The 13,020-nt window shown below is 70.3% G+C and carries 10 protein-coding genes; 6 read left to right on the forward strand and 4 right to left on the reverse strand.

From position 1 onward, the window contains the following. Positions 1–27 precede the first annotated feature (27 nt). The 3 genes from AMD30_RS10895 to AMD30_RS10905 are packed head-to-tail and all read left to right on the forward strand — an operon-like array spanning position 28 to position 3,272. Positions 28–1,350 (forward strand): AI-2E family transporter, encoded by a 1,323-nt coding sequence (locus tag AMD30_RS10895; RefSeq protein WP_055475640.1) that lies wholly within the window; start codon positions 28–30, stop codon positions 1,348–1,350. After that, on the forward strand, positions 1,347–2,573 hold the full coding sequence (macS, locus tag AMD30_RS10900; RefSeq protein ID WP_055475641.1) for a MacS family sensor histidine kinase: 1,227 nt from the start codon (positions 1,347–1,349) through the stop codon (positions 2,571–2,573). Before AMD30_RS10895 ends, macS begins: the two co-directional genes overlap by 4 nt. Positions 2,574–2,594: 21 nt before the next feature. After that, on the forward strand, positions 2,595–3,272 hold the full coding sequence (locus tag AMD30_RS10905; RefSeq protein ID WP_055475642.1) for a response regulator: 678 nt from the start codon (positions 2,595–2,597) through the stop codon (positions 3,270–3,272). A 43-nt stretch (positions 3,273–3,315) separates the two neighbouring features. Here the strand turns inward: AMD30_RS10905 and AMD30_RS10910 are convergent, their stop codons facing one another. The 4 genes from AMD30_RS10910 to trmB all read right to left on the reverse strand — a co-directional run bounded on the left by AMD30_RS10910 (position 3,316) and on the right by trmB (position 9,785). Then, positions 3,316–4,662 carry an MFS transporter gene (locus tag AMD30_RS10910; protein ID WP_055475643.1) on the reverse strand — a complete coding sequence of 449 codons (1,347 nt, stop codon included), beginning with the start codon at positions 4,660–4,662 and terminating at the stop codon, positions 3,316–3,318. A 161-nt stretch (positions 4,663–4,823) separates the two neighbouring features. Then, positions 4,824–8,105 carry an MMPL family transporter gene (locus AMD30_RS10915; RefSeq protein WP_055475644.1) on the reverse strand — a complete coding sequence of 1,094 codons (3,282 nt, stop codon included), beginning with the start codon at positions 8,103–8,105 and terminating at the stop codon, positions 4,824–4,826. A gap of 224 nt (positions 8,106–8,329) precedes the next feature. After that, positions 8,330–9,001, reverse strand: a complete 672-nt coding sequence (locus tag AMD30_RS10920; protein ID WP_010843322.1) for an NYN domain-containing protein — start codon at positions 8,999–9,001, stop codon at positions 8,330–8,332. After that, on the reverse strand, positions 8,994–9,785 hold the full coding sequence (gene trmB / locus AMD30_RS10925; RefSeq protein WP_010843323.1) for a tRNA (guanosine(46)-N7)-methyltransferase TrmB: 792 nt from the start codon (positions 9,783–9,785) through the stop codon (positions 8,994–8,996). Before trmB ends, AMD30_RS10920 begins: the two co-directional genes overlap by 8 nt. Before the next feature lie 238 nt (positions 9,786–10,023). Here trmB and AMD30_RS10930 point away from each other — a divergent pair, with 238 nt between their 5' ends. From AMD30_RS10930 to AMD30_RS10940, 3 genes are read left to right on the forward strand one after another with little or no spacing between them, the layout of a single operon-like run. Beyond that, the gene (locus AMD30_RS10930; protein ID WP_055475688.1) at positions 10,024–10,902 is read left to right on the forward strand and encodes a hypothetical protein; all 879 of its coding nucleotides are present in this window, start codon (positions 10,024–10,026) and stop codon (positions 10,900–10,902) included. After that, the gene (locus AMD30_RS10935) at positions 10,899–12,443 is read left to right on the forward strand and encodes a hypothetical protein (protein WP_055475645.1); all 1,545 of its coding nucleotides are present in this window, start codon (positions 10,899–10,901) and stop codon (positions 12,441–12,443) included. Before AMD30_RS10930 ends, AMD30_RS10935 begins: the two co-directional genes overlap by 4 nt. After that, positions 12,440–12,847, forward strand: coding sequence for a DUF6802 family protein (locus tag AMD30_RS10940; protein ID WP_442902691.1), 408 nt, complete (start codon positions 12,440–12,442; stop codon positions 12,845–12,847). Before AMD30_RS10935 ends, AMD30_RS10940 begins: the two co-directional genes overlap by 4 nt. The last annotated feature ends 173 nt before the right edge of the window (positions 12,848–13,020 follow it).

The following is a 13,020-nucleotide window of genomic DNA, read 5'->3' on the forward strand; positions in this document are numbered from 1 at the left end:
GCCACCCGCACCACTAGTGTTGCTTGCGTGACCGAAGCCGAACGCGCCCAGCGGCCGCGCGATGCCCGCGACCTCGCGTCCATCGATCGGGCCAAGGTACACCCGCAGGTGCGGGCTGCTGCGGAATGGGCGTGGCGGCTGCTGCTCCTCGTCGCCGCCGGCTACGTCGCCACCCAGTTGTTCCGGGAGTTCGAGGAAGTCCTCGTGCCGATCGCCCTCGCCATTCTGATCTCGGCGATGCTGGTCCCCGGCGTCGACGCCCTCGACCGGCGCGGACTACCGCGGTCTCTGGCGGTCATCGTCAACCTCGTCGTCGCGATCGGACTGCTCTCGGCCGTCATGACGTTCGTCGTCCGCGAGTTCATCGACGGCGTCCCCGAACTCGCCGAACAGGTCCGGGTGACCGTCGAGAAGACCAGGGAGTGGCTCATCAACGGGCCCCTGGGCCTCGATCGTGATCAGGTGCGGAACTTCGGCACCGACACCCTCGACTTCATCCAGCACAACCAGGACCGGGTCACCAGCGGCGCACTGGCAACGGCCACCACGGCCACGGAGATCATCACCGGCGCTCTGCTGACTCTCTTCCTACTGATCTTCTTTCTCTACGGCGGGGGCCAGATCTGGCGGTTCTCGGTCAACGTGATCCCGCAAGCCAACCGGAATCGGGTGTGGGAGGCGGGTATCGCCGGTTTCGGCACGCTCGTCGGGTACGTCCGGGCGACCGTCGCGGTGGCCTTCGTCGACGCGTGCGGGATCGGCATCGGTCTCGCCATCCTGCAAGTGCCCCTGGCTCTTCCGCTGGCGTCGCTGGTCTTCCTGGGCGCGTTCATCCCGATCGTCGGCGCCCTGGTCACCGGCACGCTGGCGGTGCTCGTCGCCCTGGTGACCCAGGGCTGGATCGCGGCGGTCGTCGCGCTCGCCATCGTCGTCGGCGTCATGCAGCTCGAAAGCCATGTGCTACAGCCGTTCCTGCTCGGCCGGTCGGTTCGTCTGCACCCGGTCGCGGTGGTCCTCGGGATCGCTGCCGGCCTGGTGTCGGCCGGCATCATCGGCGGTCTGCTCGCCGTGCCCCTGATCGCGTTCTTCAACACCGCGGTTCGGCGCCTGAAAGGGAGCGTGGCCGACGGTCACGACGCCGCTGACGACGGCCGGCGCCCGGGGGTCGTCGCCGAGCCGGACCCGCCGGTCTGGGACACCGACGATCCTGACGCCGCGGCCGAGACGCTCTCGCGACAGGCTCCGGGCACGGACTCTCGCGCGGGGGACGTGGCACCGGAGGGGCAGGGCCAGGAGATCTCGGACCCGAACCCGGCCGGAAGCGATCGGGACGGGCGCGGCACGACATGACGCGCCAGCGGCCGCCGGTCGTCGGCAACCCGCCGGATCGGGAGCCCGCCCCGGACCGTCTGGCCCGGGTCGTCGACAACGACCCGGTCGGTCCGCTGTGGCGGGGTGCGCAGATCTTCCGGCTGCTGTCATACCTCTACGCGCTCGGCTTCCAGATCGCCGTGAACCCCGACCTCGACCGTGGCGGCGTCGCCTGGGTGCTGTTCGGGCTGCTCTCGGCATGGACCCTGGTGAGCGGGATCGGCTACTTCGTCGGGTTCGCACGCAACCTCGTCTGGGTCGGCGTCGAGGTGGTCGTCGTGTGCGCGCTGATGCTGTCGACGTCGTATGTCGCCGACGCGCAGTGGGCGTGGAACAACCAGACCTGGCCCACCACGCTGTGGGCCACCAACGCGGTCATCTCGGTCGCGATCCTCACCGGGCCGGTCGGCGGGATCGTGGCGGGCCTGATCGTCGGCGGCACCAGTACTTTTGTCAAAGGTGAACTCAACCTTGACTTCGGCCGGAACGCGACGATCATCGTGATCGTGGCGACCGGCATGGCGGTCGGCCTCGCGGCCGCGAACGCGAGGCGTGTGCAGGAGCAACTGTCCCGGGCGGCGCGTATCGCCGCGGCCGCCGAGGAACGCGAGCGGCTCTCCCGGGAGGTCCACGACGGGGTGCTGCAGGTCTTGGCGCTGATCGCTCGACGCGGACGCGAGATCGGCGGCCCGACAGACGAACTCGCCACCCTTGCCGCAGAGCAGGAGCGCACTCTGCGCCGACTGATCTCCGACACCGACGAACCGGTCCCCGCTTCCCCCGATGCGCTCTCCCCCGATCCGCAACGCAGCGTCGACCTCGCCGCGGTCCTCCGCGCCTTCGCCGCCGATCGGATCTCGGTCAGTGCGCCCGCCGATGCGGTCATGGTCCCGGCGCACACCGGTTCCGAGATCCGCGCGGCGGTCGGCAACGCGCTCGACAACGTGGCGAACCACGCCGGTCCCGGTGCGCGCGCGTACATCCTGGTGGAGGATCTGGGGCGGGACGTGGTGGTGAGTGTGCGCGACGACGGGATCGGCATCCCCGACGGCAGGCTGGCCGAGGCGGTCACGCAGGGACGCGTCGGGGTGTCGAAGTCGATCGTCGGGCGGATCGAATCCCTCGGCGGGACCGCGCAACTCGACACCGAACCGGGTGCGGGCACGGAGTGGGAGTTCACCGTCCCGCGGGACGACAGCTGACAGTCGAGGGGAGCAACAGGTATGGGCGCAGGTCGAAGTGACGAGGAACGGGCGCCACTGCGGATCATGGTCGTCGACGACCATCCGATCTGGCGTGAGGCGGTGGCCCGTGATCTCGCCGACGAGGGATTCGACGTGGTCGCCACCGCGGACGGCGTGGGCAGCGCGGGCCGGCGCGCGGCTGCCGTGACGCCGGACGTCGTCCTGATGGACATGCAGTTGGCCGACGGTACCGGTACCGAGGCGACGGCCGCGGTCCTCGAGGTCTCCCCGCGAACACGCATCCTCGTGCTGTCGGCGTCGGGCGAGCGCGACGACGTGCTGGAAGCGGTGAAGGCCGGGGCCAGTGGCTATCTCGTGAAGTCGTCGTCGCGCGAAGAGCTGGTCGAGGCGGTGCGGGCTACCGCCGACGGGCAGGCGGTCTTCACCCCTGGACTCGCCGGCCTGGTGCTGGGCGAGTACCGGCGCATGTCCCAGCAACCCGACGCCGCGCCTGCTGCACCCGTACTCACCGAACGGGAGACCGAGGTGTTGCGACTAGTGGCAAAAGGGTTGAGCGCCAAGCAGATCGCGCGGCGCCTCGACTTGAGTCACCGGACCGTCGAGAACCATGTCCAGGCCACTCTCCGCAAGCTCCAGCTCGGCAACCGGGTGGAGCTGACCCGTTACGTCATCGAACACGGCCTCGAGGAGGAGTGAGCTCCTCGAGGCCGTGGTCGATCTGTTCCTTACCGTACCAACGCTATTCGGAGGTCGCGAACCCCGGCGCGGACAGCGGGACGCTGGGTCCGGCCGCCGGTTTCGGGGTGACGACCAGCATGGTGGCGGCCGCGCCGATGAGCGCGATCCCGGCGAACAGATAGTAGGCGGTGACCGAGGAGATCCCGGCACCGATCAGCAGGCCCCCGATCACCGGTCCGATGATGCCGCCGAGCCGTCCGAACCCTGCGCACCAGGCGACACCTGCCGCGCGAGCCTCGGTGGGGTAGAAGTTCGACACGAAGCCGTAGATAAGGACCTGGGTGCCGATGGTGCCCGTACCGGCGACGGCGACGGCGGCGAGCAGAACCGGCAGCGGCAGTGCGAAGGTCAGCCCGATCAGCGCGAAGGTGGCCAGGCAGAACGACGTCGCCACGACCTGTTGCGGACCCCGACGGTCGGCGAACCGTGCGGCGATGAGGCCGCCGACGATGGCACCGCCGTTGAGCACCAACAGAAACGACAGCGAGCCCTTGGCGTCGAAACCACTCGCCTTCATGATCTGCGGAAGCCAGGTGTTGAGGCCGTAGGTGAGCAGCAGACCCACGAAGCTCATGCTGCCCAGCAGCAGCGTCGGCACCGCGAAGCGTCGGGAGGCCACTACCGCGAACCCGACCTTGCCCGCCTGCTCGGTTCCGGTGGGAACCGCGGTTGTCCCGACGGGAATGCCGGTGCGACCGGAGATCTCCCGCGCCGCATCGATCCGACCGCGTGCGGCCAGCCACTGCGGTGACTCGGGCATGCGCAGCCACGCGACCGGGAACAGCGTGACGAGGGGGAGCGCGCCGACCCAGAACAGGCCGCGCCAGCCGATATGGTCGGCGAGCAGCATCGCGAGGATCGCGGCGACCACACCGCCCGCGGGGACGCCGCTGTAGACGATCGCATTGAAGAGGTTTCGCTTCGACGACGGTGCGAACTCGGCGACCATCGCACCCGCGGTCGCGACCAGGCCTCCGATCCCGATACCGGTCAGGAACCGCAAGATGCCGAAGGTGGCGAGGTCGGCGGCGAGGGCGGTGGCACCCATGCCGATGGAGAACCAGACTATGTTGGCCAGCATCATCCGGCGTCGACCGACACGGTCGCCGACCGCGCCGGCCAGCAAGGCGCCGATCATCACACCGATGAGCGCGTAGGAACCAAGCGCCCCGGCGGTGGCGGGGGTGAGCTGACCGAGTTGGGACGGGTCGTCGAGCAGGGTGGGCAGGACCGTGCCGTAGACCACGAGGTCGTACCCGTCGAAGACGATCGCGATGGTGGCAAGGGCGACGACCCAGAGCACGCTTCTGCGATGCTCCGGGGACGTCCAGGTGGTGGATGAAGTCATGCGGGCTGTCCCTCCAGCGTTGGTGTGCTGGCAGACATCCTGCGCGAGATGTGCGGTCGGTCACATCAGGGCAATGCCCAGTGCCGACCCATCCCGGATTGAGCGTGACCCGCGATCAATCGGCGCACGGAAACCATGGCCGCGAACGGGGGTCCGGCCGGCTACTTCTGCGAGCGACTCCGCTTCAGCAGTTCCTGGACGCTGATCTGGCCGTCGTCACCGGTGTCGTCGGACCGGGCGTGCCGGTCCGTGCGCGGGCGACGGCGACGAGTCGAGTCGTCCGCCGGACGATCCTGCTCACCCGAGGCGGGCCCGCCGTCGGGTCGTGAGGCGGCTGCCGGTGTCGCGTCGGCGCTCAGGCCGCGCTCCATCGGTGAGGGACCGGCGCTGCGACGTCCACGAGACGACGGGGTCGACGCCTCCGGGCTGACCGAGGCTGCGAGGGGGCGGCGGCCGGTCTCGTCGAGGGCGGGCCGTCGACCGAGCGGTGAACGCTGGCCGGTCGGCTCCGGGTTCGGCCGAACCGGGCCCGGAGTCGGATTCGGGCGCCCACCGGTCTCTGGCACGCGGGGCGGGCCGGACGGGGGAGTGACCGTCGGACGGTCGCCGTTCGCCGACCGAGGTGCGGCGTCGCCGAGTCGGATGCCGCCTTCGCCGAGGCTCCAGCCACCGGTGTCGGGACGATCACTCTTCGACAGTGCGGAGCGACGGTACGGCGCCACCGGGCGGCGTTCGGCCGGCTCAGGGTTCGGAGCACCGGGTGCGGGTGACGGTCCGACGCGCGCCGGCGGGGTGCGCGGCGGGGTCGGCCCGGTGTTCGGGCGTCCCGTGGTCGTCGGGGGACCTGCCGGCGGACCCGCCGGAGCCGGTGTCGGTCCGGCACCGGTGCGCTGGTCGGGTGTCTGGCCGGCCGGTGCGCCCGGGCGGGCGGTGCCGTGCGGGCGGTCCGGAGCCGGCCGGCCCGGTGCGGCGGACCGCGCGGTGCCGACCGGTACCCGACCCCGGCCGGGGACTGCGCCCGCCGGGACCGGTTGCCTGCGTGCCGCGGCCATCACCGACGTCGGGGCCTCGGCCACCACGGTGCCCGCGCTCACCGGACGGGCGCCGGCACCGGCATCGCGCTGCTCGTCGGGCTCGTCGTCGAGCACGGTCTCGCCGAGCCCGATCTTGCGCTGGACCACTCGCATCCACCGCGGCGCCCACCAGCAGTCGTCGCCGAGCAGCTTCATCACCGACGGGACGAGAAGCATGCGGATGACCGTGGCGTCGAGGATCAGCGCGGCGATCATGCCGAACGCGATGTACTTCATCATCACGATCTCGGACAGACTGAACGCGCCGGTGACCACGACGAGGATGGCGGCGGCCGCGGTGATGATGCCGCCGGTGTGCGCGGTGCCGCTGCGGATCGCCTCGGTCGTGCTCGCACCCTTCTGTCTGGCCTCGACCATGCGGGAGAGCAGGAACACCTCGTAGTCGGTCGAGAGGCCGAACACGATCGCGATGATGAGCACCAGCACGGCCGCGAACAGCGGGCCCGGGGTGAAGTTGGCCAGCTCGGCGCCGTGGCCGTCGACGAAGATCCAGGTGAGGATGCCGAGCGTGGCACCGAGACCGAGGGCCGTCATGAGCGCGGCCTTGATGGGCAGGACGAGCGACCCGAACTGCAAGAACATCAGCAGGCCGGTGATGAGGACGAGCATGACCGCCATCAGCGGGAGCCGCTGCATCAGCGCGTCGATCGAATCCTGCGTCAGGGCCGGGGTGCCGGCCACGTACATCGTGAGGCCCTCGGTGTCGATCGCGCGCAACTGCTCGATCGCCTGGGCGGCGGTGTTCCGGTCCTGCAGACCCGCCGACACCTGGTAGACGCCCACGTTCGGGTACCGCTCGGCGTCGAAGGAGCCGAAGTCGGACTTGTCGGGGTCGCTGAACTTGTTCGTGAAGCCGGGGACCTCGTCGGCGCGCTTGGCGATCGCGTCGAGCTTGTTCTGGTCGGTCTGACTGGACTCGTCGTAGATGATGACGAGCTTGATGGCCTCGGTCCGCTCGCTCGGGAAGTACTCGTCGAACTTCTCCTGTGCGACACGGTTGGGATTGTCCGGCGGCAGGAACTTCTCGCTGATACCGCCGAACTGGATGCTGCCGAACGGGATGATCAGCGCGAGCAGCAGGAGCACGGTCGGGACCGCGGTCCGGACCGGATGCTTCATCACCCAGGTCGCGAGCCGGCCCCAGAAGCCGTTCTCGACCTCCTGGCTGGTCTTCATGCGACCGCTGAACCGGTTCTCGATCGCCACGGCGCGTTCCTCGCCGGAGAAGCGGCGGGCCAGCGGCACCGCGGTGTACTTCATGATCGTGCTGATCGACAGCATGTTCACGCGAGGGCCGAGGATGCCCAGGATCGCCGGCAGGACCGTGATCGACAGGATCGCGGCCAGGGACACCGATGCGATCGCGCCGTAGGCGACCGACTTGAGGAATCCCTGCGGCATGATCAGCAGACACGCCAGCGCGGCGACGATGATCGTCGCGGAGAAGACCACCGTCTGGCCGGCGGTCATCACGGTTCTTCGGACCGCCGCCTTCGTCGAATAACCCTCACCGAGTTCCTCTCGGAACCGCGACACGATGAACAGGCCGTAGTCGATCGCGATGCCGAGACCGATCAGCGTGACCACCGACTGCGCGAAGATGTTCAGCTCGGTGGTGAGCGCCAGGATCTTCATGATGCCCAGCGACCCGGCGATGGTCAGACCGCCGATCAGGACGGGCAGACAGGCGGCGACGACGCCGCCGAACACGAAGAACAGCATGATCGCCACGAGCGGCAGCGCGAGCACCTCGGCCCGGTGGATGTCCTTGTCCATGCCCTCGGCCATGGAACCGGCCACCGGCTGCAGACCTGCCAGTTCGAAGGTCGTACCGGGTAGATCGAACCGTTCGGGGATGTCGTCGAAGAACGGTTCGATGGTCTTGTAGTTGGCGAGAACCGTCGTGTCGTCGTCTCCGGCGACACCGATGCTGATGAAGGCGTGTCTGCCGTCCTCGGTGAACAACCGGTCCTGCAACGTGCTCTGTGCGGGCTGGACGAGGAACGGGTCGTACAGGCCGGGATCGGCGCGTCCGACGATGTCGGGATGGGTCGCGATCAGATCCTCGACGAACGTCTCCACCTTGGCCCCGAAGGCCTTGTCGTGGACGCGGGTGCCCTCGGGCGGGGTGATCATCAGGATGACGTCGGAGGTGTGGTCGCGCCCCAGCGCCTGGTCGGCGTACCGCGCACCGGTGTCGGACTCCGATGTCGGATCGAACCAGCCGCTCTGGCTGAGGTGCTTGCCGAGATCGAGACCGTACAGTCCGAGTCCGGCCATCATCGCGATCAGCACCGCGATGACGAGGAAGCGCATTCGGTAGACGAATGTGCCGATGAACCGGAACACGCTGATGTCCTTTCGTGTACGACGACGAGACGGGCACTCCGGTCGCCCGCCTTCGCGGAGCGCCGGGGGCGATTCTGTCAGTTTCCCGAAAGATCCTGACAGTGTTGCCTGAGTGATCCCTGAGGCGTCGGCCTCGGATCACCCGCGAGCACACCTGGGCCGACGCCCGACGGCGGGTCGCCGACAACCGGCCGACGACCCTGGGGCGGCCACGACGACGCAGGTCAGCGTAGCAATGCGCTGAGCGGACGGAAGGGCGTGAGCCACGCACCCTCGTCGGGCAGGGAGTCCAGCCCGATGCGCGGAAGCGGCTCGCGGAACACGCCGGCGATGTCCTCGAGATCGATGAACTCGATTTCTTCGGTGCTCAGTGCCCAGCTGGCGTGTTCCCGGAATCCGATGACGGTGACGGGCACGCCGTCCCCGACCACCTCGAGCAGCGGTTCGCGGAATGCCTGGCCGTCGGCGGATGCCACGATCACGCCCGCTAGTCCAACAGTGTGCCTGCGAAGCTCGATGTGGTCGAGCATGTCGGAGTCGACGTCGCTGTCGTCGGACAGTTTCGGCTTGGCGAACACGGCGAAACCGACGTTTCGGAGGGCGTCGACCCACGGCCGGACGACGTCGGCGCTACCAGGGGCGATGTTGGTGAAGACGGTGGCCTCCGGCTCGACCGCGCCGCCCCCGTCGGTGAGAGCGGACACATCTGCGGTCCGCTGCAGCAACCAGCGGCCGAGAGCGTCGAATCGGGGGCGGTGCGCCGCGGTCGGTCGCCCGCCGAGCAGGGCACCGAGACCCATGTCCATGTTGGGCGCGTCCCACACCAGCAGCATGCGGCGCGTACCCGTCTGACCGGCGATGGTGTCGGCGAAGCCGGTGGGGCTGTGATCAGTCATGGCGGGCTCCCGTCGGGGTGTCGCCGGTCGCGGTGACCGGCGGGATGGGCCGCGTGTACACGAACTCGCTGACGTAGCGGCCGTCGCGCTCGGCTCGTCCCTCGAACTTCGTCGTCGGCCGCTCCAGCAGGATCGGCGACTCGCGGGTCAGCTGGACGACATGCGGGCGATCGGCGTCCTGGGTGGCGAGCGCCTCCGCGATCCATTCGGCGTACCCCGCGTGATCGGTCGCGATGTGGAGCACTCCCCCGGGGATCAGACGGTCGGCGATCAGCTCCAGTGTGCCGGTCTGCACGAAGCGCCGCTTGTGGTGCCGCGATTTGGGCCACGGATCGGGAAAGAACAGTCGGATCCCGGTGAGGCTCGACGACGGGATGAGCTCGGTGAGGACGATGGCCGCGTCGCCGCGGATCAGACGCACATTGGTGAGCCCGTTGCGGTCGATGAGACCGAGGAGCTGGGCCAGGCCCGGCTTGTAGACCTCGACGGCGACGACGTCGACGTCGGGCTCGGCCTCGGCCATCGCCGCGGTCGAGATGCCGGTTCCGCTGCCGATCTCGAGGACCTTCGGGGCGTCGCGCCCGAACAGCTCGGTGAGGTCGAGTTGCGGCTCGGGCACCCGCTCCGGGCCGATCTCGAGGTCGCGGCCGAGAACCGGCCACAGCGTCTCCCAGTTGCGCTGCTGGCCGGTCGTCAAGGTGCCGCGGCGGAAGCGGAAGCTCGTCACGCGGGGGTACAACCGGGACCTGTCGGGGCTGTTGTTCACGCGTCCATCGTTGCGCATCGAGCCGTCTCGACGAAGTCGCGGGCGAGTCGGCTGCCGCAGTCGTGGGTGGTCGCGGCGGCCCGGATGTGCGCCGAACCGGCCTCCGGGCGGCATGTGGAGGTAGCTCCGCCGTTCGCGCCGATCCCGATTAGTCTCGGCCCTGCCGCGGTTCACGTGCGCTGATGTCCGGGGGGTCGTCGGCGTGCCGGGGCCGGGTCGCGAGATGCGCGGGGGGTCGGATGACGAGGAGGCTGCGGTGGGGGCACCGGTGAACGGCGTCCGGCGCGGTGGGCCCGGCGGGAGCGAGTTGTCGGTCGCTGCCGAGCAGGGTCGTCTGGCCGATCTCGTCGACCCGGGGTCGCCGCTGGTGCCCGTCCTGACCGCCGCGGGCCGGCGGTTTCTCCGTCCGTTGCACGTCCAGGTCGTCGGCCGGCCCGGGACCGGCCGGGACACGATGGCCCGCGCTCTCCGAGAACGTCTGTCGCTCACCGTGATCGGACCCGGCGAGGGCGAGCAGGGTGCTGCCGACGCCGATCTGTGGCTCCTCGTCCTGGCCGGGTTGCCCCGCCGCGCGGACCGCGAACTCCTCGCGTCCCTGCCGTCCGATCGTGTCCTCGTGGTGCTCGGCAAGGCCGACACCCACGGCGACTGGGACTCCGCGGTCGCGGTCGCGTCGACGTGTGCCACCCGTCTGGGCACACCGGTGTATCCGGTGTCGCAGTTGCTGGCGTGCGCCGACCTCGACGCCGCCGAGTTCGCGGCACTGACGACGATGGCGGCCGCGGGTGTCGGGATGCCGTCCATGGCGGGCCGGTTCCTCGTCGGACGCCCGGGTTCCGACGAACGTCTCCTGCGCCAGGGGCTGCTGCGCCGGATCGACGCCTACGGGATCGACACCACGCTCGCCCTCATCGAGTCCCGGTCACCCGTCGCCGCCACCGCACAGGAGCTGAGCAGGGCACTCCGGGACGCCTCCGGGGTGCCCGATCTCGCGGAACCCCTCGGGGCTCGCGTCGGCCACATCCGGTACTGGCGGGAGGTCGAGCTGCGCACCCGGCTGGAGGAGGCGGCCGCGGCCGGCCTCGACCGACCCGGGGCCGAACGACTGCTGGCCGGGGCGGGGGTTGCCGGATGACCGACACGGCACTCGACGACGCACGTGAGCTGACCGGGTTCGACGCCGATCGCGTCGGCACCGGCAGCGGCGTGCTCGTCGTCGGCACCGACGGGGTGGGCGTACGCACCCTGGTCGAGGCCTGCCGGGCGCTCGCCCCGGATCTCGACATCGCCGCCCGCACCCGGGGAGGCGGAGCACCGGCTGCTGCGGCGCTCGTGGTCGTGGATCCGTCGTCGTCGGTCGGGGACGAGGAACGAGCCCTCGTCGAGCAGATGCGCGCGCAGGTCGGGACCGTGGCGATCGTGTGCACCAAGATCGATGCGTTCTGGGAGTGGCCGCGGACCGTGCGTGCGCACCGATCCGGCCTCGACCCGTTCGGGTCGCTGCCCCTGTTCGGGGTGTCCGCGGTCGCGGCCCTGGGGGGTGCCGTGGACGAGTCGGGGGTCGAGGCCCTCGCGGAATGGCTTCGCGAGGCGACCGGCGCGCCGGCTGCACTCCGCGACGAGCGCGCCCGCCTGGGGGCGGGTATCGGCGCGGTCGAGCATCTACTCGCCTCCTCGGGGACCGGCGCCGACGACGAGGTGTCCGCGCGTGCCGACGCCGATGAGCTCCTGACCGCTCGCCGCCGTCTGCTCGCCACCCGCGAACGTGGGCGCACGGACCGTCTGGCGGCCGTCCGCGCCGGGCTGTCCCGTGTCCGGTCCCAGTCGTCGGCGGAAGTGCACGCCGGGGTGCGCGATCTGGCGGCGGCCGCCGCCGACCGTGCCCCGGTCGCCGACAAGGAGTACGGCGCCTGGGTCCGGACCGGGTGGTCCGAACTCGCCGACCGCATTCGTCACCGTGTCGACGAGCGCGTCGACGCCGTGCGGGCGACCGCCCTGGTCGGCCTGGACGCCGAGCCGACGACGGACGAGCCCTGGCCCGCGGTGGATCTCCACACCGAACGACCGAGCAGCCGGGCGCGGCGCGCGGGCGCCGAAGACGCGCTGCTCGTGGTCATCGGCGCCTCGACCGGTCTGGGTGTCGGACGGCTGGTCGTCGCGCCGATGGCCTCGGTCCAGACGCTCCAGTGGATCAGCATGCCGCTCGCCCTGCTCCTGGGCGTGGCGGTCGCGGCGTGGGTGATCCGCGTCCGGCGGAGTGCGGTGGATCGTTCCGAGCGGGCGGCGCGTACGGCCGAGCTGCTCGCCGAGGCGCGGACCACACTCGATCATCAGCTCGCGCTGCGCGTCTCGGCTGCCGAGACCCGGATCGCCGGGCAGATCGCCCGCGCTCACGAACGCCGCAACCGGGAGGTGTCGACGGAGATCGCGCGGCTCGACGAGGAGATCCGACGCGTGCGCAGCGGGATCGATGTCCGTGACGCCCGGGTCCGGCGCGAGCGGGCCGAGGCCGTCCGCCGCGATCTCACCGCGCGGTCGGAACGGCTGTGGGCGCATCCCGCCCGAGGCGACGATCCGGGACGAGAATCCGACGACCCCGCCGGGCGTCGAGACGATCGACGGCATGACGAACCGGCCGCGGGCACCCGCGCCGGCCACGACGACGGGAAGCAGTGATTCCGATGGACCCGATGTTCTCCGACGACACCCCGGACCCGGACCGCGCGGACGAGTCCTCGCTGTTCGGTGAGGTGGGGGGCTCCGACGACCCGCGGTCGTTCGAGTCGGTGGCCGCGCTGCACGAGACGCCGGCGTCCGACGAGCTCGACGATCACCTGTGGATGCACGAGGACGGCCGGATCTGGGATCTGGGACCCGCCGAGGTCGACACCGACAACGACGGGATCAACGACTCCCTCACCCGGAACGGTCCCGACGGGTTTACCGTGTACACGGACAGCGATCGGGACGGACAGGTCGACAAGATCACCGAGATCGGCGCGGACGGCGAGTTCCGTTCGGCGGTGCTCGACCCGGACACCGGCGAGTGGATCTCCGGCGGTTCGGGACGCATCGGCTGACATGTGACCGGACGTCCGAACCGGTACGCTTCGCGCCGAGACCAGGCCGCGCGCGACTACCAGGGACTTTGGTCATCTGTCCGCTGGGTGTGGGATAGACCGCACCTGGTGAACCCCGTGACCTAGCGCCCGTTCGGTGTACGTATCCTGGACGACGAGACGACCTGACAGGT

Origin of the sequence: Gordonia sp. HS-NH1 (assembly GCF_001418765.1) — a bacterium.
Lineage (GTDB): Bacteria > Actinomycetota > Actinomycetes > Mycobacteriales > Mycobacteriaceae > Gordonia.

Excerpts from the sequence above, each read along its gene's own strand:
- trmB (WP_010843323.1), bottom strand. The coding sequence starts at position 9,785 with ATGCGCAACGATGGACGCGTGAACAACAGCCCCGACAGGTCCCGGTTG.
- AMD30_RS10905 (WP_055475642.1), top strand. The coding sequence starts at position 2,595 with ATGGGCGCAGGTCGAAGTGACGAGGAACGGGCGCCACTGCGGATCATG.
- AMD30_RS10935 (WP_055475645.1), top strand. The coding sequence starts at position 10,899 with ATGACCGACACGGCACTCGACGACGCACGTGAGCTGACCGGGTTCGAC.
- macS (WP_055475641.1), top strand. The coding sequence starts at position 1,347 with ATGACGCGCCAGCGGCCGCCGGTCGTCGGCAACCCGCCGGATCGGGAG.
- AMD30_RS10920 (WP_010843322.1), bottom strand. The coding sequence starts at position 9,001 with ATGACTGATCACAGCCCCACCGGCTTCGCCGACACCATCGCCGGTCAG.
- AMD30_RS10910 (WP_055475643.1), bottom strand. The coding sequence starts at position 4,662 with ATGACTTCATCCACCACCTGGACGTCCCCGGAGCATCGCAGAAGCGTG.